The organism is Rhodococcus sp. ACPA1 (assembly GCF_002300195.1).
Lineage (GTDB): Bacteria > Actinomycetota > Actinomycetes > Mycobacteriales > Mycobacteriaceae > Rhodococcus_F > Rhodococcus_F opacus.
On the sequence record NZ_NSDX01000005.1, the window covers coordinates 993,282 to 1,013,185 of the forward strand.

Sequence of the window (19,904 nt, forward strand, 5' to 3'; positions counted from 1 at the left end):
CGCGTCAAGGAATATGAACGTTCGGTTCCGGCATGAACGCGATCGACAGCAGGGACCGGACGAACTCGCGCAGAGCCCGCTCGTCGGACGTGTCCACGATCCCCTCCGTGATGATGAGCGAGCCGATGACGCGGAACGCCCATTCGGAGATGGCGGTGGGGCTCACTCCCGACAGTTGCTCGCGCGAGAACAGGCGCTCGAAGTGCGGTGTGAGCAGTTGGGCCCCGAGTTCGATCATCGGCTTCGCCTTGACCGTGAACCAGGGGAGTACAACGTCGGGGTCGTCGCGCAAGCCCTTCTGCAGCAACCGGTGTCCGCGTGCGTACTGGACGGCGAACACGACGGCGTCGACGAATCGCACCTGGAGTTGGCTCTGCCGTCCTCGCAGCACCGGGTCGAGCACGACGAAGAACCGCGAGATCTCCCGCTGGAAGAGGGCCTCGAGGATGGCGGACTGATCGCCGACGTGTTTGTAGAGCGTGGGCCGGGACAGCCCTGCTCGCTCGGCGATGACCGCGTGAAGCCGGGTGCTGTAGCCGAGTTCGATCAGGCATTCCTCGGCCGCATCGAGGATCCGATCCCGGAGTTCGCCGGGGGTCGGTGTCGTCGGCTGCGTCCTCACGGCCCTGATTGTGCTGTTCGGGTGGGGTGGGCGCAAACAGAAGCGGCAAATGTGAACTCGAGTCACAGATAACCATTGACCTGCGTCACACCCGGGTTTACGTTTTACCTATAAACGGAAACGAGATGGAATCGCGCTCGACGAAGGGAACAGCGATGTCTCAGCGTTCACACACGATCGATCGGGAAGAAGTCGCCGGCCGGCTCCTCGCAGGATCCGTCAAGCGTTCGTACGCTCCCGTCGTCGACATCGACTGGGACGCGCCCCTCGAGGACGGCAAGTACTTCCTGCCGCCGCAGGTCCTGTCCCTGTGGGGAACCGAGATGTGGGACCGGATGAGCGAGGCGCAGCGCATCGAGCTGTCCCGGCAGGAATCGGCGAACATCCTCAGCGTCGGAATCTGGTTCGAGAACATCCTCAACCAGGCGCTCCTGCGCGCGCTGCTGCACAACGACCCGAGCTCGCTGCACACCCGGTACACGCTCACCGAGATGGGCGACGAGTGCAGGCACATGACGATGTTCGGGCGTGCCATCGAGCAGATGGGCGCCAAGCCCTTCCAGCTCCGGTGGTATCAGGCAGTCGTGGTCAATCTGCTGCCCAAGACATTTCGCGGAACCATGCTCTGGGTTGCGGCTCTGATCGGCGAGGAGATCTTCGACGCCACGCAGCGGCGCGTCCTCGAGGACCCGCAGTTGCAGCCGATGATCTCCCGGCTGATGCGGATCCACGTCACCGAGGAGTCCCGGCACATCCGATTCGCGCGCGAGGGGGTGCGTCGCCGCGTCGCGGAAGGCCACCGGATCGACCGGCTGTGGGTCGGAACGCTGCAGGGGATCGGCGGCCCGCTGTTCCAGCGGCTGTTCACCAACCCGGCCATGTACGAGCGGGCCGGACTGGACCCGAAGGAAGCGCGTCGACAGGCGCTGGCAAACCCCAATTTTCGCGAGAATCAGCGACGCGGGTTCGAGTCGCTGGCCGCGTTCCTCGAGGAGAACGGGTTGATGCGAGCCACCTCCCGCGCGCTGTGGCGGCGCGGGGGATTCCTGTGACACCCGGGGTCGCCGAGCCGGACGTCCTCGTCGTCGGCACCGGATTCGCCGGATTGTGTATGGCGATCAAACTGAAGGAGGCGGGCGAGGAGAACTTCGTCGTCCTCGAGAAATCCGATCGGGTGGGTGGAACGTGGCGGGAGAACACGTATCCCGGGTGTGGCTGCGACGTGATGTCGCTGATGTATTCGTTCTCCTTCGCGCCCAACCGGAAATGGACGCGGATGTACGCGCGGCAACCCGAGATTCTCGACTACATCGAACGGGTGGTCCGCGAATACGATCTGGCACCACACATCCGGTTCGGCTCCGAGGTGATCTCCTACGAGTTCGACGAGACCACCGACCGGTGGCGGGTGGAGACCCGGTCGGGTTCCGTCTATCACCCCGTATCGTCGTCGCCGGTCCGGGACCGCTGCACAAACCCAGCGTCCCGGATTTTTCCGGACGGAAGTCGTTCTCGGGTGCGGCATTCCATTCCGCCGAGTGGGATCACTCGGTCGACCTGAGCGGTAAGCGGGTGGCGGTCGTCGGCACCGGAGCCAGTGCCGTGCAGTTCGTTCCCGAGGTCGCGAAGACGGCCGCGCACGTCGACGTCTTCCAGCGGACTCCGCACTGGATCCTGCCGAAGCTGGACCGCCAGATCACGGCCGGGGAGAAGGCGGTGTTCACGGCTGTTCCCGGAGTCCAGAAGGCCTACCGCGGTGCGATCTACTGGAGTCACGAATCGCTGATCGCCGGGTTCCTGCACCCGCGACTGATGACGGTGCTGGAGTCGGCAGCCCGGGGTCTGCTGCGCAGGCAGGTGCGTGATCCCGAACTGCGCGCCACCCTGACCCCCGACTACACCATCGGCTGCAAGCGGATTCTGGTGTCCAGCAATTTCTACCCGGCCCTGCAACGCGGGAACGTCGATCTGGTCACCTCGGGCATCTCGGAGGTCACCGAGCGCGGGATCCGCACCGAGGACGGAACGATGCACGAGGCGGACGTCATCGTCTACGGCACCGGTTTCGCCGTCGGCGACCGGTTCGAGAACGAGCACATCGTGGGCCGGCGTGGGCTGACGATCCAGCGGGCGTGGCGCGACGGCATGGAGGCGTACCTCGGTGTCGCGGTCACGGGGTTCCCGAATTTCTTCCTCATGATGGGGCCGAATTCCGGTGGCGGCAATCAGTCGATCGTCTTCGTCATCGAGGCCCAGGCGCACTACATCACCCGATGCCTGGCGCTGATGAAGAAGCGCGACGCGACGCGGATCGAGGTGCGTGCGGGCGCGCAGCGCGAATTCAACCGGGTGGTCCACCGCAAGCTCGCGGGCTCGGTGTGGAATTCGGGTGGTTGCGACAGTTGGTATCTCGATTCCACCGGCCACAATCGGGCGGCGTGGCCGGGGTCGAGCGCATCCTATTGGCGGCGCATGCGCAGCCCCGAGGATCGGCACTTCGAGCTGAGTTCGCTCGCCGAGCGCGAGGACGACACGGAGTACCGCGGGCCCGGCGTGCTCACGTCCGGCGACCTGACGGTGGCCGTCGAGGTCTTTCTGAACGGTCACATCGAACCGCTGGACGGCCGCTACCACTGGTACGGCCGCGTCGTCGGTGACGGCGTCGACGTGGCGAAGCAACGCAACCGCACGCCGTTGTTCCTCACGATCGGGGACGGTCCGGAAGCGCCCGCGGCGCTCGCGGAGCGCGACCCGTGGGGCCACTATCGGATCTCCGGGGTGGGGACGCCGCCGTTCCCGCTGACGCCGGTCGAAGTCGAGGTTCCCGTCTCCCGGGCCAAACTCGCCTCGGCGGAATAGGCTTGTAGCTGAGCGTGTATCACACGTCGGACTCGAGCGGGAAGGGTGCTGATGCGCGACGTGCTGGCGGACCTGATGGCGGTGTGGACCGCGGGTGGGACGGCGGGTGTCGGGACGGTGGTCCGCACGTTCCGCTCGGCGCCGCGACCGCCGGGGGCGTCGATGGTCGTGGCGCCCGACGGCAGCGCGTCCGGTTCGGTGTCCGGCGGGTGCGTCGAGGGAGCGGTCTACGAACTCGCATCCGAGGTCACGGCGTCCGGCACGCCGCTGCTGCAGCGGTACGGGATCAGCGACGAGAACGCGTTCGAGGTGGGTCTCACCTGCGGTGGAATCATCGACATCTTCGTCGAGCCCGTGTCGCGGGACAATTTTCCGGAGCTCGGTGAGATCGCCCGGGACATCGAGAACCACCTGCCGGTCGCGGTGGCCACCGTCGTGGCGCATCTCGACGCGGCTCGGGTGGGGCGCCGGCTGGTCGTCCGGCCCGAGCACGTGAGCGGTTCGCTCGGCTCGGACCGGGCCGATTCCGCGGTCACCGACGACGCCCGGGGCCTCCTGGCGGCGGGCGGCAGCACGGTCCTGACGTACGGCGCCGACGGTCAGCGTCGCGGCGAGGGCATGGAGGTGTTTGTCGCCAGTTACGCGCCGAGGCCGCGCATGCTCGTGTTCGGGGCCATCGACTTCGCCGCCGCGGTGGCCCGGCAGGGCGCCTTCATGGGATACCGGGTGACGGTCTGCGACGCCCGTCCGGTGTTTGCGACGCACGCGCGGTTCCCGACGGCCGACGAGGTGGTGGTGGACTGGCCGCACCGGTATCTCGCTGCCCAGGCTGAGGCCCAGGCCATCGACGGCCGGACCGTGATCTGCGTGCTCACCCACGACCCCAAGTTCGACGTTCCTCTCCTCGAGACGGCGCTGCGCCTCCGGGACGTCGCCTACATCGGCGCCATGGGATCACGCAGAACGGACCTGGACCGGCGCGAACGCCTGCGCGAGGCCGGTCTGACCGACACCGAGCTCGACCGGCTGTCGAGCCCCATCGGCCTGGACATCGGTGCCCGGACACCCGAGGAGACGGCCGTGTCCATCGCCGCCGAGATCATCGCCCGCCGGTGGGGTGGCACGGGGCGCCCGCTGGCGGAGTCGAGCGGTCGGATCCACCACGAGGAACCCGTCGATTTCTGCGTCGACTAGGGCGGTTCACCCGGGGTTGACGGACCACCGGTTCTTGCGGAGGCTGAGAGCATCCACGTTTGTGAGGTAGGTCACAATGCAAGTTCCAGGATCCTTCGAATACGAGCGTGCCACGGGCGTCGACGACGCCATCGCCCTGCTCGACCGGCTGGGCGACGAAGCCCGCCTCGTCGCAGGCGGGCACAGCCTGCTCCCCATGATGAAACTTCGCCTCGCCAATCCCGAGTACCTCATCGACATCAACGACCTCGAGGGCGAACTCGGCTACATCACGACCGAGCGGTCGAGGCTGCGGATCGGTGCGATGACGCGGCACCGCCGGCTGCTCGAATCGGACGAGCTCGCGGCGGCGTTCCCACTCTTCCGCGACGCGGAGAAGGTGATCGCCGACCCGGTGGTCCGCAACCGCGGGACCATCGGCGGATCTCTGTGCCAGGCCGATCCGGCCGAGGATCTCACCACTGTCTGCTCTGTTCTCGACGCCACCTGCGTGGTGCGCGGGCCCGGCGGACGCCGCGAGATCCCCATGTCCGAGTTCCTCGTCGGACCGTACGAGACGGCGCTCGCACACAACGAGATGCTCATCGAGATCGTGATACCGGTCCACGGCCACAGCTCCAGTGCGTACGCCAAGGTCGAACGGCGGACCGGAGATTGGGCGGTCACCGCGGCCGGAGCGGCCGTCACGGTGGAGGGCGGCGAGATCGCCCGGGCCGCTGTCGGCCTGACCGCGGTCCACCCGGATCCGTCCGGACTCTCGGATGTCGCCGACTACCTGACCGGACGTCCCCCGTCCGAGGAGGCGTTCGCCCAGGCCGGGCGGATGGCCGCGCAGGCCTGCGAGCCAGTCGCGGACGCACGCGGCACCGTCGACTACAAACGCCATCTCGCATCCGAACTCACGATCCGCACACTCCGTACAGCGGTCGACCGGGTGCTCCGCAGCGACGTGGAGCACGAGCCGACCGGAGAAGAGGCATAGCCATGCAGGTGAACATGACCGTCAACGGCGAGGCAGTGAGCGCCGAGGTGGAACCGCGCATGCTGCTGGTCCATTTCCTCCGCGACCAGCTGGGCCTGACCGGAACCCACTGGGGCTGCGACACCAGCAACTGCGGCACGTGCGTCGTCACCGTGGACGGCGATCCGGTGAAGTCGTGCACGATGCTCGCCGCGATGGCGAGCGGGCACGACGTCCGCACGGTCGAGGGCCTCGAACACGACGGCGAACTCGATCCCGTCCAGCAGGGCTTCATGCAGTGCCACGGACTGCAGTGCGGGTTCTGCACCCCCGGCATGATGATGACGGCGCGGGCACTGCTCGACCGGGAGGAGAGCCCGGACGAGGCCACGATCCGGGAAGCGATCTCCGGGCAGATCTGCCGCTGCACCGGGTACACCACGATCGTGCGCTCGATCCAGTGGGCGGCGGACCATCGGGCGGGCGAGGCCGCCGAGCCGGAACCGGCCGGCGACTTCGACGCGGAGGTCCAGGAGGACAAGACACGGGGCGCCGAGGGCGCACCGATGACAGTCGAGGAACACGCGACCACCGGAAGTGCATCATGACCACCGTCGAATCCCGTCCACCGTCGGGTGACGCCGACGTCGTCGACAACGACAAGAAACCCTGCGGCCACGGCCGCATGCTGCGCAAGGAGGACCCCCGCTTCATCCGGGGGCTCGGAAATTACGTCGACGACATCACGCTCCCCGGCATGCTGCACCTGGCGATCCTGCGGTCGCCGGTCGCGCACGCGCGGATCGTGAGCATCGATACCACTGCGGCACAGGAACACCCGAAGGTGACGGCAGTGGTGACGGGCGCCGACCTCGCCGCGAAGAACCTCGCCTGGATGCCGACGCTGTCCAACGACGTGCAGGCCGTGCTGGCCACCGACAAGGTGCGCTTCCAGGGCCAGGAGGTCGCGTTCGTCATCGCCGAGGACCGGTATTCGGCCCGCGACGCGCTGGAACTGATCGACGTCGAGTACGACATGCTCGATCCCGTCGTCGACGCACGCGCCGCGCTCTCGCCCGACGCGCCGGTGATCCGCGACGACCTCGAGGGCAAGACGGACAATCACTGCTTCGACTGGGAGACAGGCGATGCTGCCGCGACCGAGGCCGTGTTCGCGAAGGCGGACGTCGTGGTGAAGCAGGAGATCGTCTACCCCAGGGTGCATCCCGCGCCGATGGAGACGTGCGGTGCGATCGCCGACGTCGACAAGGTGTCCGGCAAGCTCACCCTGTACACCACGTCCCAGGCACCGCACGCGCACCGGACGATCTACGCCTTGGTCTCGGGGATCCCGGAGCACAAGATCCGGGTGGTGTCCCCGGACATCGGCGGCGGATTCGGTAACAAGGTCCCGATCTACCCGGGATACGTGTGCGCGATCGTGGCGTCGCTCGTGACGGGCAAACCGGTGAAGTGGATGGAGGATCGCAGCGAGAACCTGATGAGCACGGGCTTCGCCCGCGACTACATCATGGTCGGCGAGATCGCGGCGACCAGCGAGGGCAAGATCCTCGCGATCCGCACGAAGGTGCTGGCCGACCACGGTGCGTTCAACGGCACGGCGGCCCCGGTGAAGTATCCGGCCGGTTTCTTCGGCGTCTTCACCGGCAGCTACGACATCGAGGCCGCGCACTGCGCGATGACGGCGGTGTACACGAACAAGGCGCCCGGCGGGGTGGCGTACGCCTGCTCGTTCCGCATCACCGAGGCCGTGTATCTGGTCGAGCGGCTCGTCGACTGCCTGGCGTTCGACCTGAAGATGGATCCGGCGGAGCTTCGGCTGAAGAATCTGCTCAGGCCGGAACAGTTCCCGTACACCAGCAAGACCGGGTGGGTGTACGACTCGGGTGACTACGAGACCACCATGCGCAAGGCCATGGACATGATCGGCTACCAGCAGTTGCGGGAGGAGCAGAAGGAACGCCGCGAGCGCGGCGAGCTGATGGGAATCGGCATGTCGTTCTTCACCGAAGCCGTCGGTGCCGGCCCCCGGAAGGACATGGACATCCTCGGCCTGGGCATGGCCGACGGCTGCGAACTGCGCGTCCACCCGACGGGCAAGGCCGTCGTGCGGTTGTCGGTGCAGACCCAGGGGCAGGGTCACGAGACGACGTTCGCACAGATCGTGGCGGAGGAACTGGGGATCCCACCGGACGACATCGACGTCGTGCACGGAGACACCGACAACACGCCGTTCGGGCTCGGGACGTACGGCAGCCGGTCGACACCGGTGTCGGGGGCGGCCGCGGCGCTGGTGGCCCGCAAGGTGCGGGACAAGGCGAAGATCATCGCCTCGGGCATGCTCGAGGCCTCGGTCGCGGATCTGGAATGGGAGAAGGGCGAATTCCATGTGAAGGGCGATCCCTCGGCGAAGGTGACCATCCAGGACATCGCGATGCGGGCACACGGCGCCGGCGATCTGCCGGAGGGCATCGAAGGCGGACTCGACGCGCAGATCTGTTACAACCCCGAGAATCTGACGTACCCCTACGGCGCGTACTTCTGCGTCGTCGACGTCGATCCCGGCACCGCCGTGGTGAAGGTGCGGCGGTTCCTCGCCGTCGACGACTGCGGCACCCGCATCAACCCGATGATCATCGAGGGGCAGGTCCACGGCGGCATCGTCGACGGCATCGGCATGGCGCTCATGGAGATCATCGAGTTCGACGAGGACGGCAACTGCCTCGGCGGATCACTGATGGATTACCTGATCCCCACCGCGCTCGAGGTTCCGAAGCTCGAGACCGGCTTCACCGTGACCCCGTCGCCGCACCACCCGATCGGCGCGAAGGGCATCGGCGAGTCCGCGACGGTCGGATCGCCCGCGGCCGTGGTGAACGCTGTCGTGGATGCGCTCGCCCCGTTCGGTGTCCGGCACGCCGACATGCCGCTCACCCCGTCCCGGGTGTGGGAGGCCATGCAGGGCCGCGCGACACCCCCGATCTGAATGTCGCCTGTCGGCTGCGAGGAGGCCCGGTGGATCTGAAAGAGCGTGCGGCGCAACTGGCGCGCGACCGCAGGCCGTTCGTCCATGCGACCGTGGTGCGGGCGCAGCCGCCCACGTCCAGTCATTCCGGCGACGAGGCGATCCTCCTGCAGGACGGCACGATCGAGGGTTTCGTCGGCGGTCAGTGCGCGCAGAATTCGGTGCGCACGGCCGCCCTGGGGGCGCTGGCGACCAACGAGAGCGTGCTGTTGCGGGTCCTTCCCGACGGGGCCGTGCAATTCCCGGAGACTCCGGGCGCGTCCGTCGTGGTGAATCCGTGCCTGTCCGGCGGTGCCATGGAGATCTTCCTGGAGCCGCAACTGCCACCCCCGTTGGTGCGGATCTTCGGCACCACTCCGATCGCGCAGGCGTTGGGGGGCATATCGGAACTGCTGGGATTCACCGTCGAGCACGACGACGCCGGTGTCGAGCAGTTCTCCGGGACCACGGCGGTAGTGCTCGCCGGCCACGGCGGACCCGAAGCGGAGGTCATCCGTGCGGCGCTCGACGCCGGGGTCGGGTATGTCGGGCTCGTCGCGAGCCGAACACGCGGTGGGGCCATCCTCGACACCTTGGGTCTCACCGAGTCCGAACGGTCGCGGGTGCACACCCCCGTCGGTCTCGACATCGGGGCGCGGACGTCGGCGGAGATCGCGGTGTCGATCGCGGCCGAGTTGGTGCAGGAACTGCGGACCGCGGGACTTCGCGCGCCCGAGGGCGATTCGCCTCCGCGGGCGGCGGTGACCGAAGCGGTCGATCCGGTGTGCGGGATGCGAGTCGTGGTGGGGCCGGATACCGCCCATCTGCGGCGGGACGACGCCGACTTCTGGTTCTGCGGGCCGGGTTGCCGGGCATCGTTCGCGCAGGAGACGGGAGCGGTATGACGGAGGCGTTCGAGGACGTGGCGGACGTGGTCCGGCGCTTCGATGCCGAGGACTACCTCCTGGACTTCGGAACCGCGTCGGCCCTGTATCTCGCGGCAGCCCTGCGCCGCCCGCTCCTACTCGAAGGCGAACCCGGAGTCGGCAAGACCACCGCGGCGAAGTCTCTCGCGACCGTCCTCGGCGCCCCGCTGATCCGGTTGCAGTGCTACGAGGGTCTCACCGCGAACGAGGCTCTCTACGACTGGAACTATCAGCGGCAGTTGCTCACCATCCGGCTGGCCGAATCGCGGGGCGACGGCCTGACCGAGGACGACCTGTTCACCGAGGAATTCCTGCTGGAACGTCCCATCCTCCATTGCGTGCGATATCGGGGACCGACCCCGCCCGTACTTCTGATCGACGAAATAGACCGAGCCGACGACGAGTTCGAGGCACTCCTCCTCGAATTCCTGGGGGAGGCATCGGTCACCGTTCCCGAACTGGGAACGTTCACGGCCGAACATCACCCCGTCGTCGTGCTGACGTCCAACCGGAGTCGCGACCTCCACGACGCGCTGCGCCGACGATGCCTCTACCACTGGATCGACTACCCGGAGCCGGCGCGGGCCGCCGCCATCGTGCGCCGCACGGTGCCCGCGGCGGCGGCGCCCCTCATCGAGCACGCCACCCGCTTCGTCGGCCGGGCCCGCGAACTCGATCTCGACAAGCCGCCCGGAATTGCCGAGACGATCGACTGGGTGTCCGCCCTCGCGGCGCTGGGGGTGGCCGATCTGGTTCGCGACGACGCAATCCAGAGCCTGAGTGCCCTCGCGAAGACCCCGGACGACCGCACAATAGTTCAGGACGCATTCGCCGACTACGCGCACGGCCTGGCCACCGGATGAGAGGCAACTGCCATGAAGATCGCCAACGAGTTCACCGTCAGCGCCCCGATCGAGCAGGCGTGGGAGGTGCTCAGCGACCTCGAGGAGGTTGCCCCCCTGCTACCCGGAGCCCAGATGACCGGGAGGGAGGGTGACGATTACCTGGGGAAGGTGAAGGTCAAGGTCGGCCCGGTGACCAGTGAGTTCAAAGGCAAGGCCGCCTTCGTCGTGCGTGACCCGAAGGAGCACCGCGCCGTGATCGACGCCCGCGGGAGGGACTCGCGCGGTTCCGGCAACGCGTCCGCGACGATCACCGCCCAACTGCACGAGGTGGGCGACCGCACCCGCGTCACCGTGGACACCGACATGAAGATCGTCGGCAAACTCGCGCAGTTCGGCAGCGGAATGATCCAGCAGGTGTCGGAGAAACTCATGGGGCAGTTCGCGGAATCGCTGGAAGCGAAGCTCGCCGGGGGACCCGCCGACCAGGCCGCGGCTGCGCCCGAGGCGGCCGGCACCACGAACCTTTCCGTGGCCCCGCCTGCCGCCGAACCGGCGCCGCTGGATCTGCTCGCGCTGTCCGGCGCGGGTGCGTGGAAACGGTACGCCCCCATTCTCGCTGCCATCCTCGCGGGAATAGTGGTCGTCCTCGTGGTGGGCCGCCGCAGGCGATGAGCGCGTCGGGTGTCCTGCGGGGCGTCGATCTCGCGGCGTTCGCTGTGGCACTCGTCGCCCGGTTGCGCTCCCGTGGCGTCGTCGTCTCGGCGAGTGGCCCCGCGGTGTTCGTGCAGGCGCTTCATCTGTCGCCGCCGAGTTCGCGGTCGCGGCTGTACTGGTCGGCGCGCCTGACCCTGGTCAACCGCGTCGACGACCTCGCGCCGTTCGACGCGGTGTTCTCCGCGGTCTTCGAGGACGCCGTACTGTCCGTGGATCCGCACGCGCGCCGCGCCGGTGCGGCGGGACGGGAGACGGCCCTCGCCGGTGTCCGCGACGGTCGCGACCGGCCCGGTGACGCGCAGGACGCCGGGGGCGTGCCCTGGATGACACGACCGGTGATGACCGGCGGCGACGACAGCGGCGAGGACGACATTCACGACGCGTTCACCGCCGTGCCGGACACCCTGCCCAGCAGGCTCGTGGCTCGCGCCGACGAACCCTTCGCCCGATTCGACGCCGGCGACCTCCGGCTCCTCGGCTCGTGGCTGGAGCAGGCCACCGCCGCGTGGCCGTCCCGCCGCACCCGGCGTCGCGAAGTGCATCGCCGCGGCCGGCGTATCGACCTGCGCGCCACCATGAACCGGTCGAGGGCCACGGGCTGGGAGCCGGTGGTCCTCGCGCGAAGCCGTGCCCGGAACCGTCCGCGGCGCATCGTGATGCTGTGCGACGTGAGCCGGTCGATGCAGCCGTACGCCGCAATCTATCTCCATCTCATGCGGGCGGCGGTGCAACGACAGACCGCGGGCAGGCCGGAGGTGTTCGCGTTCTCCACGTCGCTGACGAGGCTCACGCCTGTGCTCGCCCACCGCAGCGCCGAGACCGCGGTCCGTAAGGCGAACGACAAGGTGGTCGACAGATTCGGTGGCACCCACATCGCGGGCAGCGTGAGCGAACTGCTCGCGTCCCCGCACGGCAACGCGCTGCGAGGGGCAGTCGTGGTCATCGCGTCCGACGGTTGGGACAGCGACGACCCGAAGCGCCTGGCACATGCCCTCACCCGGGTCCGTCGCCGCGCCCACCGACTGGTGTGGCTCAACCCCCGTGCCGGTGACCCCGACTTCCGGCCGCTCGCCGGATCGATGGCGGCTGCGCTGCCCTTCTGCGATGCCTTCCTCCCCGCGCACTCCGTGTCCGCGCTCCGCGACGTGCTGGACGTGATCAGCCGGATGGGATAGCGGGTGGCGCGATTTCCACCCCCAGGGTGCCTGGCCGCCGTCGTGCGATTCGCCGAAGCTCTATGGACGGTGCACACCGTTCTTCAGCTCACAGGAGGAACCCACATGTCGACTTCCAGAACTTCCGCCAGAATCGTGGCGGCCATCGGGGCGGTCCTCGCAGCCCTCTCGATCTCACTGGTGGGGACGGCCGAAATCGCCGGCGCCAGACCATGTCAGAACGATTGTCACGCACCCGTTCCCAAACCACCGATCGGCGACAGCTGCCAACTCTGCAATCCCAACCCACCACCACCTCCGCCGCCACCGCCCCCGCCGCCACGGTAGGGAAGAGTTCGGCATGCGAGACACGCGCCTCGGTCGCACGATCGGGGCGTGTGTCGCGTCATGGAGACGCCCTCGACCTGTCGTCCGCGATCAGTCCTCCGCGCCACCGGGATCCGACTCGCCTTCGGCCTCGTCCCGGTCGGCCCATTCGAGCAGCGGTTCGAGCGAGAACACGGCTTCGTCGATTCCGGCGTGCAGGTCACCGAGTTTCGCGAAGCGGTCGGGGACGGTGGCGATGGTGAACTCGTGGGGGTCCACGTCGTCGATCTCGTCCCACGTCACCGGCGTCGACACGGTCGCGTCGGGCACACCCCGCACCGAGTACGCGCTGGCGATGGTGTGATCGCGGGCGTTCTGGTTGTAGTCGACGAACAGTTTGCGCGGATCCCGGTCCTTCCGCCACCACGTGGTGGTGACGTCCTGCGGGGCCCGGCGCTCCACTTCGCGGGCGAAGGCCAGCGCGGCCCGCCGGACGTCGCCGAAACCCCAGTCGGGCCGGATCCGGACGTAGACGTGAATGCCGCTTCCGCCCGACGTCTTCGGCCAGCCCGTCGCACCCAGTTCGTCGAGCACCTCGTGCACCACCCCGGCCACGCGCTTCACCGTGTCGAACCCGCATTCGGGCATCGGATCGAGATCGATCCGCCACTCGTCGGGACGTTCGACGTCCGCGCGGCGCGAGTTCCACGGATGGAACTCGACCGTGGACATCTGCACCGCCCAGATCACGTCCGCCGGGTGCGTCACGCACAGTTCGTCGGCGTGACGGTTGTACCGCGGAAACGTCACCCGCACCGTCTGGACCCAGTCCGGCGCACCGTGCGGCAACCGCTTCTGGTGCACCTTCTCGCCGCTCAGGCCGTCCGGAAAGCGGTGCATCATGCAGGGGCGTTCGCGCAGTGCTCGCACGATCCCGTCGGCGACGCTCAGGTAGTAGTTCGCGAGGTCGAGCTTCGTGGCACCGGTCGCGGGGAAGTAGACGCGCTCCGGGTGCGAGATCCGCACCGTCCGGTCGCCGACCTCCAGTTCGACAGCGGGAGCCTTGCTCTTACCGGTCGCCATGCAGTCAACCTAACCCGCACTCGTTCGCTCCCGCGCTGTTTGCAGACGGTTTCGCTGGATTCACAGGCAATTGCATCGGAATCCGGCCAATGTCCGTGCGTCTGTGGGGCGGGGTCAGAAGCCGGGCGCCCGGCCGCCGTTCCACAGTTGTTCGGTGACGTCGTGGAAACAGACGAGGGTCACCGGATCGTCCTGCCGACGGAGGATGGGCCGGCTGACGAGTGCGCGCACTCGGGACCCGTCCTGATGTGCGAGGTCGACTGGGGAGGTGGCGGACCCGCGGAGGTGCTCGACCGCGTCGGCACCCGTCGGCGCGTCGTCGTCCAGGGCGAGGAGTTCGGACACCGGGTGTCCGCGCAGTGAAGCGACGGGATAACCCAGCATCTCCTCGAAAGCACTGTTCGCGTGGACGACGGTGCCGTCGCTCTCGACCGCCAGGACGGGAACCGGAAGGCGCTCGAGCAGGACGAGGGCGGGTAGCTGCTCTAGGTAACCCAACGGAGTGTCCGGGATCGGGCGACGTCTCTCCTCATGCTCTGCCTGTGCGCTCACAGACCTATACTCTCACCGATTCCGACCGCTCGTCCCGTTGTCGCCGCAGACGGCGATTCAACGGCCGCAACGCAGCCAGAGATCGTTCCGAAAATCCGTTGCTCGACCTCACCGCTGTCCGTATTGTCACGTGGCTTTGCCAACCCGTTCACAGAAGGAGTTCATCTCGTCATGGAACCCGTCACCGAACGCGACATCAGGTCGTCGTTCATCAACTGCTCCAAAGGCGACGCCAAGCGCCTCCCGGTCCCTCGTGACCTGGACGATCGGCCCTGGGACGACCTCGACTTCCTCGGCTGGAGTGACCCGTCGTTTCCCGGCCGCTGCTATGTCGTCGTGCCGCGGGACGGTCGTCTGGTCGGCGTCGCGCTGCGCTACGAAACGGGCGGTTATCGCCGCGCGCAGATGTGCACCGTCTGCATGACCACACACGCCAATGGCGGGGTCTCGCTGATGACCGCCCGCAAGTCGGGTGAATCCGGACGGCGGGGCAACTCGATCGGCACCTACATGTGCGCCGATCTCGCCTGCTCGCTCTACGCGCGCCGGAAGAAGTCGCCCGCACTGGGCAGGCAGTACCGCGAGGATCTCGAACCCGAGGAGAGGATCGAGCGGGTCCGCGTCAACCTCGCCGCCTTCATCTCGAGGGTCTACGGCTGACCGACCCGACACCGACCCGCCATGCAGCTCGGTAGCTGCTCTAGAGAATCGGAGGTAGATGCCATGCGCCGACATTCGAGGAACCCACTTCCCGGTGCACCCCGAGTTCGGAGAAACTGCAACGAAACTCGGGGTGTACGGGACTCCTCTCCGGTCGAGACGGCCCGGACGCAGGCCGGACCGTGCTGTCCGGAGAGGATCCCCGGCTACGCTCGTCGGCGCCGAGAACTGAAGTGGGCAAACACCTTCACCATGATGGGGGTGGTGACGAGCATGATGACGAGGCGCAACACCTGAGCGGCCGCGACGAACGTGACGTTGGAGGCGGTGGATGCCGAGACGGCCAGCACCGCCGCCAGGCCACCGGGCGTGGTGGCGAGATACGCCTCGAGGAGGCTCGCGCCGGTGAGGTGGGAGAGTAGGACACCCAGCCCGGCGCAGGCCGCCCCGACCAGCAATGTGAGCAGCGCCGCGTACGGCAGGATTCGCCCGATCGCCCGCAGGCTCGCCCGGTCGAACGCGAGCCCGGCCTGCCAGCCGATGAGGATCAGCGCGGCGGTCATCAGCATCGGCGGGACCGCGACCGCGTCGCTCCAGCCGCCGAGTTCGAACCCGGCACTCACGGACAGCGGACCCAATGTCGCGGGTGCGGGTAGTCGCACGAGAGATGCCACAGCGGTGCCGCCCACGATGAACAGTGCCAGGAATGGCAGGGTCACATACCATTCGGACCCGCCGCCATCGGTGCCTGTCACGGTCTCTGCACCGGTATCGGCACGGAAGCCGAACGTGACGATCATCGGCATCGACACGACGACGAGCGCCACCCTCAGGTACTGCACCACTGCGACGACCCGGTCGTCGCCGCCGAGTTCACGCGCCATCGCGACGAGTCCGGTGGCGCCGCCCGCAGTCATGGAGAGGGATCCGGTCACCGCGTCCACGTCACGGTGCAGCGCGAGGAGGGCGCCGGCCGCCACGCTGAGCGCGAGAGTCGCGGCCGCGATCGAGACCACCGGCACCCACATCGAGCCCAGGGCGGCGATCGTGTCCCGGTGCACCATCAGCCCGACCGCGCTCGCCAGCACCCCCTGGGCAAGCTTTCCCAGCGGGCGCGGCACTCGGGAGGGCCCCCAGCCGGTGACGGCCAGGGTCGCCGCGACGATCAGAGCCGAGAAGAGACCCGCCGCTGTCAGTCCGACGCTCTCGCCGAGCGCCCAGCCGCCGATCGAGAGTGCGATCAGTGCAGCCCATCGGAGTCCGTGACGGCGCAGTTCGGACGCGCGCGTCGGCACGGATCGTTCGGTGGATTGCACGTCGTTCACGCGTGGACGCCTACTCCGGGATGCTGTCCCTGTTCTATGGTGCGCATTAGCGTATACCTTAGCTCATACGGTAGCGAACGTTAGGATGTATGCATGGCGGGCGAAAGCAAGAGCGAACTGGTATACGTCCAGCTCAAGCAGGACATCCTGAACGGGACACTGTCTCCGGGTCAGTCGCTGAGTGCCATCGACGTGGGCACGCGGTTCTCGGCGTCTCGCACCCCGGTGCGTCAGGCCTTCCTTCGGCTCGAAGCGGACGGGCTGGTCTCGCTCACCGACCGGCAGGGGGCACGGGTCGCTCCCATCTCCATCAAGAGTGTTCGGGATTTGTTCGAGCTGCGCATCCTGCTCGAAGCGGCCGCGGCGCGCATGGTCGCCGAGGCCGTCGGCCGGGACGCGGCGGCCCGGCAGCAATTCGAAGAGGTAGCGGAAGCACTCGGGGCGATCTCGGAGGAGGACCCGTCCGAGTCCCGGCGGGATCGCTTCTACGAACTCACCGAAACCTACGACCAGGCCGTGATCGCGCACACCCGGAACTCGCAACTGGCCCGATCGATTGCCGAGCTCCGGCCGCACACCGAGAGACTGCGCAACATCGCCCACTCCCACCCGGAACGACTGGACGTCTCGCTGGCTGAGCACCGGGCGATGTGCCGTGCGATCCTCGCCGGCGACGGACCGGCGGCTGCCGCGGCCTGCACCGAGCACCTGACCCAGACGCAGAAGACCATCCTCGACGCGGTCGTCGATCCGCAGGGATCGGCCGTCGCCATCGACCTGGTCACCACGTAGTCGGCACGGTCAGAGCGCGAGGATGGCGGGCACGCTGAGGACTGCCACGTAGTACCCCATGAACAGGACGCCTGCGTGGATCTTGAACGCCCGCGACAGCAGACCGCCGACGAGTCCGACGGTGAGAGTGACGGCGAGTCCGAGGACGCCGCCCTCCCAGACGCTGATGACGACGACCAGGCCCGTGAACGTGGCGATGATTGCCTCGTGGCTGACGTACCGGACGACGAGCGTGGCCGCGCGGTGAGCGAAGTTCATCGCGAACGGGTACGCGATGATCGCGGCGATCACCACCGCGCCGAGACCGTAGAGCAGGAACTCCCAGTTCGTCAGTGCCGTGGACAGGTTGCGGATCTGCCCGGTGCCGTCGTCGGTCGTGAAAACCGGTGGCGCGTTGAACAGCGGGGCGGCCGGCCCCGCGGCGACGGGGCTCAGCGGCAGACCGAACGCGATCAGCGGAATGAGCGCCTCGGCGATGTAGGTCGATTCGGTGGTTCCGTTGCGGGCGGCGATCACCGACGTCAACCGGTGGTAGCCCTGCTTGACCCGGGAACCGACGACTTCACCCATGAGCACGGTCATCGCGACCGGGCTGAAGACGAATGTGGCGCTCGAGACGGTCGCGGTCGCCGCGACCTGTGCCGTCTGCTTGCCGTCGAGCATCCGGAACGGGTTCGGGAAGTATCCTTTCCACCCCTTGATCTCCGGGGCGAGCCACACCGTCGCCGGTTCCGTGCGGGCCATGTCCTTGCGCCCCGACGCACCCAGCACGAGGAACAGGTCCGCGATGAGCGGGCCGACCGCGATGCCGAGGAAGTAGCTGATGTTCAGGGAGACGTCGTAGCTCTTCGTCAGCGACTTGAGCGCCAGGATGAGGACGACGAACGGCACGAGCGCGGCCACCCCGGACCACTTGCCCGGCGACGTGTACGCGATCGCGACGGCGGCGACGAGGAACAACCACGGTGCCACCGATTGGACCGTGTCCGCCACCGGTGCGAGCAGGGTGGCGAACAGCACGGCCACGGGGACGGCGATGAACGCGGAGATGATCGCGCCCGAGATCGCCTTGCGCAGAGCGATGTGCGGAACCCCGAGGCTGCGCAGCAACCGCGCCTCACGCATCAGCGGCACGGCCATCGTGTCGCCGGGGATGCCGAGCAACGTGGTGGGCACCGCGTGGGTCATGTGCTTGGCGACGGCGCCGGCGAGGAAGAAGGTGAACACCGCCGCGGGCGGGGCGCCGAGCAGGATGACCAGCAGCGTCAGCGGGGCGATGGTGGCCGTCTCGTCGGTCCCGGACACCAGCCCGATCAGGGAGAACACGATGGCGCCGATCACGCCGAGCGCGATCGCGACGAGGACGTCGTTGGTGAACAGCACACTCATGATCGTCCGCCCGTCTCGTGTGCCTGCGTCTCCGCCTCGACGAACCGGTCGTAGAGGTCGAGATCCTTCAACTCCCGGACCGTCTGGGCGGGCAGGTCGCCGACCGACCCCAGCCCCTGCCGCTCTTCCTGCAGCACCCGGATGACGTCGCCGACCTTGTCGCCCTCGGACGAGTCGACGGCGATGTTCCGCTTGGGGCGGAACAGCTTCCCGCTGACGACCCCCGCGACGAGGCATGCGGCGATTCCGACCAGAAGCGCATATGCCTCTGCCAGAGACGAATCCGTGACGAAGGAGTTGAAGAGTGCGGTCGCGCCGAGGAGCGCGCAGACGCTCACAACGATACCGATGACGACGGAGACGGCGAGATCTCGCCCGACCACCGTGTCGCCCCACACCTCGAGGTAACGAGGCCGAGGCGTCTGATCGTCGGTGGGCGGGGGAGCCTGCGGTGCGGGCTGGCTATCGATGGACATCGTCTGTTCTTCCGTGTGAGGGGGTCGTGCTTCAGGAGCGGGCGGCGGTCAGGGCCGTCGCCACCCGCGACGGGCTGGGATGGCCGATGTGTCCGGCCATCCAGCGGGAGGTGTCGGTCAGTGCGTCGAGATCGATGCCCGTGTCGATGCCGAGGCCGTGCAGCATCCACACCAGATCCTCGGTGGCGAGGTTCCCGGTGGCGCCCTTCGCGTAGGGGCATCTGCCGAGTCCCCCTGCTGCGGTGTCGAATTCGGTGAATCCCGAGATCAGTGCGGCGTGCACGTTGGACAGCGCCTGACCGTAGGTGTCGTGGAAATGTCCCGCAATGGAGTCGATCGGAACATCCTCGGCCTGCACTGCGTCGAGCACGGCTCGGACGTGGCCGGGGGTGGCGACGCCGATGGTGTCACCGAGCGAGATCGACGAGCATCCCATGCCCGTCAGTTGCGCGGCGATGTCGGCGACACGGCGGGGATCGACCAGCCCCTCCCACGGATCACCGAAGCACATCGAGATGTAGCCACGGGTGCCGATACCGGCCGCCCGGGCACCCTCGACCACCGGCCGGGCGTTGTCGAGCGCCCCGGCGACGGTGGTGTTCAGGTTCTTCCGGGCGAACGTCTCGGTGGCGCTGACGAAGACGGCCACTTCCCGGGCGCCCGCGGCAAGCGCCCGCTCCAGCCCCCGCTCGTTGGGGGCCAGCACGACCTGGCGGACGGTGTCGGGGAGGTCGAGTTCGGCCATGAGCGCTTCGGCGTCGGCGAGTTGCGGAATCCATTTCGGGGAAACGAAACTCGTCACCTCGAGTGATCGGACGCCGGCGGACACGAGCCGACGGCAGAACTCGGCCTTGACCGCGGTGGGAACGAGGGTCGACTCGGCCTGGAGTCCGTCGCGCGGTCCGACCTCGTAGACGCGAACCGCAGGGGGCAGTGAGGGGTCGGCGAACTCGTGGGGCGCCGGACGCCACACCGGGTCGAGATCCGCGGGGGTGGTCAT

The 19,904-nt window shown here is 68.0% G+C and carries 18 protein-coding genes and 1 pseudogene; 12 read left to right on the forward strand and 7 right to left on the reverse strand.

Annotated features, from left to right (window positions below; translation table 11 throughout):
- Window positions 1–4 precede the first annotated feature (4 nt).
- Window positions 5–622, reverse strand: a complete 618-nt coding sequence (locus CJ177_RS28790) for a TetR/AcrR family transcriptional regulator (RefSeq protein ID WP_037179847.1) — start codon at window positions 620–622, stop codon at window positions 5–7.
- Between the two features lie 125 nt (window positions 623–747).
- Here CJ177_RS28790 and CJ177_RS28795 point away from each other — a divergent pair, with 125 nt between their 5' ends.
- The 10 genes and pseudogenes from CJ177_RS28795 (at window position 748) to CJ177_RS28840 (ending at window position 12,321) form a co-directional block, all read left to right on the forward strand.
- Window positions 748–1,674 carry a diiron oxygenase gene (locus tag CJ177_RS28795; protein ID WP_005243663.1) on the forward strand — a complete coding sequence of 309 codons (927 nt, stop codon included), beginning with the start codon at window positions 748–750 and terminating at the stop codon, window positions 1,672–1,674.
- Window positions 1,671–3,481 (forward strand): annotated as a pseudogene (locus CJ177_RS28800) (DUF4873 domain-containing protein). The gene CJ177_RS28795 and the pseudogene CJ177_RS28800 overlap by 4 nt, the downstream one beginning before the upstream one ends.
- Window positions 3,482–3,532: 51 nt before the next feature.
- Window positions 3,533–4,675 (forward strand): XdhC/CoxI family protein, encoded by a 1,143-nt coding sequence (locus tag CJ177_RS28805; RefSeq protein ID WP_025431981.1) that lies wholly within the window; start codon window positions 3,533–3,535, stop codon window positions 4,673–4,675.
- 76 nt (window positions 4,676–4,751) lie between these two features.
- Entirely contained in the window at window positions 4,752–5,657 is a 906-nt protein-coding gene (locus tag CJ177_RS28810; protein ID WP_005243657.1) for a xanthine dehydrogenase family protein subunit M, read from the forward strand.
- A 2-nt stretch (window positions 5,658–5,659) separates the two neighbouring features.
- Window positions 5,660–6,244: a (2Fe-2S)-binding protein gene (locus CJ177_RS28815; protein WP_005243655.1), complete on the forward strand. Its 585-nt coding sequence runs from the start codon at window positions 5,660–5,662 to the stop codon at window positions 6,242–6,244.
- A complete protein-coding gene (locus CJ177_RS28820) occupies window positions 6,241–8,643 on the forward strand; it encodes an aerobic carbon-monoxide dehydrogenase large subunit (RefSeq protein WP_005243653.1) in 2,403 nt (800 codons plus the stop codon). The genes CJ177_RS28815 and CJ177_RS28820 overlap by 4 nt, the downstream gene beginning before the upstream one ends.
- Window positions 8,644–8,672: 29 nt before the next feature.
- On the forward strand, window positions 8,673–9,566 hold the full coding sequence (locus CJ177_RS28825) for an XdhC family protein (RefSeq protein WP_061042441.1): 894 nt from the start codon (window positions 8,673–8,675) through the stop codon (window positions 9,564–9,566).
- Window positions 9,563–10,450: a MoxR family ATPase gene (locus tag CJ177_RS28830; RefSeq protein WP_005243649.1), complete on the forward strand. Its 888-nt coding sequence runs from the start codon at window positions 9,563–9,565 to the stop codon at window positions 10,448–10,450. The genes CJ177_RS28825 and CJ177_RS28830 overlap by 4 nt, the downstream gene beginning before the upstream one ends.
- Before the next feature lie 12 nt (window positions 10,451–10,462).
- Window positions 10,463–11,104, forward strand: a complete 642-nt coding sequence (locus tag CJ177_RS28835; RefSeq protein WP_005243647.1) for an SRPBCC family protein — start codon at window positions 10,463–10,465, stop codon at window positions 11,102–11,104.
- Window positions 11,101–12,321: a VWA domain-containing protein gene (locus CJ177_RS28840; protein WP_095869179.1), complete on the forward strand. Its 1,221-nt coding sequence runs from the start codon at window positions 11,101–11,103 to the stop codon at window positions 12,319–12,321. Before CJ177_RS28835 ends, CJ177_RS28840 begins: the two co-directional genes overlap by 4 nt.
- Window positions 12,322–12,738: 417 nt before the next feature.
- Here CJ177_RS28840 and ligD read toward each other — a convergent pair whose 3' ends face one another.
- Window positions 12,739–13,710, reverse strand: a complete 972-nt coding sequence (gene ligD / locus CJ177_RS28845) for a non-homologous end-joining DNA ligase (RefSeq protein ID WP_005243643.1) — start codon at window positions 13,708–13,710, stop codon at window positions 12,739–12,741.
- A 114-nt stretch (window positions 13,711–13,824) separates the two neighbouring features.
- Window positions 13,825–14,262, reverse strand: coding sequence for a PAS domain S-box protein (locus CJ177_RS28850; protein ID WP_005243642.1), 438 nt, complete (start codon window positions 14,260–14,262; stop codon window positions 13,825–13,827).
- 171 nt (window positions 14,263–14,433) lie between these two features.
- On the opposite strand from CJ177_RS28850, the gene CJ177_RS28855 reads away from it, so the two are divergent.
- On the forward strand, window positions 14,434–14,922 hold the full coding sequence (locus CJ177_RS28855) for an FBP domain-containing protein (RefSeq protein WP_005243640.1): 489 nt from the start codon (window positions 14,434–14,436) through the stop codon (window positions 14,920–14,922).
- Between the two features lie 206 nt (window positions 14,923–15,128).
- On the opposite strand, the gene CJ177_RS28860 is transcribed toward CJ177_RS28855, so the two are convergent.
- The gene (locus tag CJ177_RS28860; protein WP_061042439.1) at window positions 15,129–16,247 is read right to left on the reverse strand and encodes an AbrB family transcriptional regulator; all 1,119 of its coding nucleotides are present in this window, start codon (window positions 16,245–16,247) and stop codon (window positions 15,129–15,131) included.
- A 93-nt stretch (window positions 16,248–16,340) separates the two neighbouring features.
- Here CJ177_RS28860 and CJ177_RS28865 point away from each other — a divergent pair, with 93 nt between their 5' ends.
- Window positions 16,341–17,039, forward strand: a complete 699-nt coding sequence (locus CJ177_RS28865; RefSeq protein ID WP_061042438.1) for a GntR family transcriptional regulator — start codon at window positions 16,341–16,343, stop codon at window positions 17,037–17,039.
- Between the two features lie 9 nt (window positions 17,040–17,048).
- Here CJ177_RS28865 and CJ177_RS28870 read toward each other — a convergent pair whose 3' ends face one another.
- From CJ177_RS28870 to CJ177_RS28880, 3 genes are read right to left on the reverse strand one after another with little or no spacing between them, the layout of a single operon-like run.
- Window positions 17,049–18,428, reverse strand: a complete 1,380-nt coding sequence (locus tag CJ177_RS28870; RefSeq protein WP_005243635.1) for a tripartite tricarboxylate transporter permease — start codon at window positions 18,426–18,428, stop codon at window positions 17,049–17,051.
- Window positions 18,425–18,904: a hypothetical protein gene (locus CJ177_RS28875; RefSeq protein WP_005243633.1), complete on the reverse strand. Its 480-nt coding sequence runs from the start codon at window positions 18,902–18,904 to the stop codon at window positions 18,425–18,427. Before CJ177_RS28875 ends, CJ177_RS28870 begins: the two co-directional genes overlap by 4 nt.
- A gap of 31 nt (window positions 18,905–18,935) precedes the next feature.
- Window positions 18,936–19,904, reverse strand: coding sequence for a hydroxymethylglutaryl-CoA lyase (locus CJ177_RS28880; RefSeq protein ID WP_179443290.1), 969 nt, complete (start codon window positions 19,902–19,904; stop codon window positions 18,936–18,938).

Coding starts and splice junctions, on each gene's coding strand:
- CJ177_RS28795 (WP_005243663.1), top strand. CDS start 748: ATGGAATCGCGCTCGACGAAGGGAACAGCGATGTCTCAGCGTTCACAC.
- CJ177_RS28805 (WP_025431981.1), top strand. CDS start 3,533: ATGCGCGACGTGCTGGCGGACCTGATGGCGGTGTGGACCGCGGGTGGG.
- CJ177_RS28810 (WP_005243657.1), top strand. CDS start 4,752: ATGCAAGTTCCAGGATCCTTCGAATACGAGCGTGCCACGGGCGTCGAC.
- CJ177_RS28815 (WP_005243655.1), top strand. CDS start 5,660: ATGCAGGTGAACATGACCGTCAACGGCGAGGCAGTGAGCGCCGAGGTG.
- CJ177_RS28820 (WP_005243653.1), top strand. CDS start 6,241: ATGACCACCGTCGAATCCCGTCCACCGTCGGGTGACGCCGACGTCGTC.
- CJ177_RS28830 (WP_005243649.1), top strand. CDS start 9,563: ATGACGGAGGCGTTCGAGGACGTGGCGGACGTGGTCCGGCGCTTCGAT.
- CJ177_RS28835 (WP_005243647.1), top strand. CDS start 10,463: ATGAAGATCGCCAACGAGTTCACCGTCAGCGCCCCGATCGAGCAGGCG.
- CJ177_RS28840 (WP_095869179.1), top strand. CDS start 11,101: ATGAGCGCGTCGGGTGTCCTGCGGGGCGTCGATCTCGCGGCGTTCGCT.
- ligD (WP_005243643.1), bottom strand. CDS start 13,710: ATGGCGACCGGTAAGAGCAAGGCTCCCGCTGTCGAACTGGAGGTCGGC.
- CJ177_RS28855 (WP_005243640.1), top strand. CDS start 14,434: ATGGAACCCGTCACCGAACGCGACATCAGGTCGTCGTTCATCAACTGC.
- CJ177_RS28865 (WP_061042438.1), top strand. CDS start 16,341: ATGGCGGGCGAAAGCAAGAGCGAACTGGTATACGTCCAGCTCAAGCAG.
- CJ177_RS28870 (WP_005243635.1), bottom strand. CDS start 18,428: ATGAGTGTGCTGTTCACCAACGACGTCCTCGTCGCGATCGCGCTCGGC.
- CJ177_RS28875 (WP_005243633.1), bottom strand. CDS start 18,904: ATGTCCATCGATAGCCAGCCCGCACCGCAGGCTCCCCCGCCCACCGAC.
- CJ177_RS28880 (WP_179443290.1), bottom strand. CDS start 19,904: ATGACCACCCCCGCGGATCTCGACCCGGTGTGGCGTCCGGCGCCCCAC.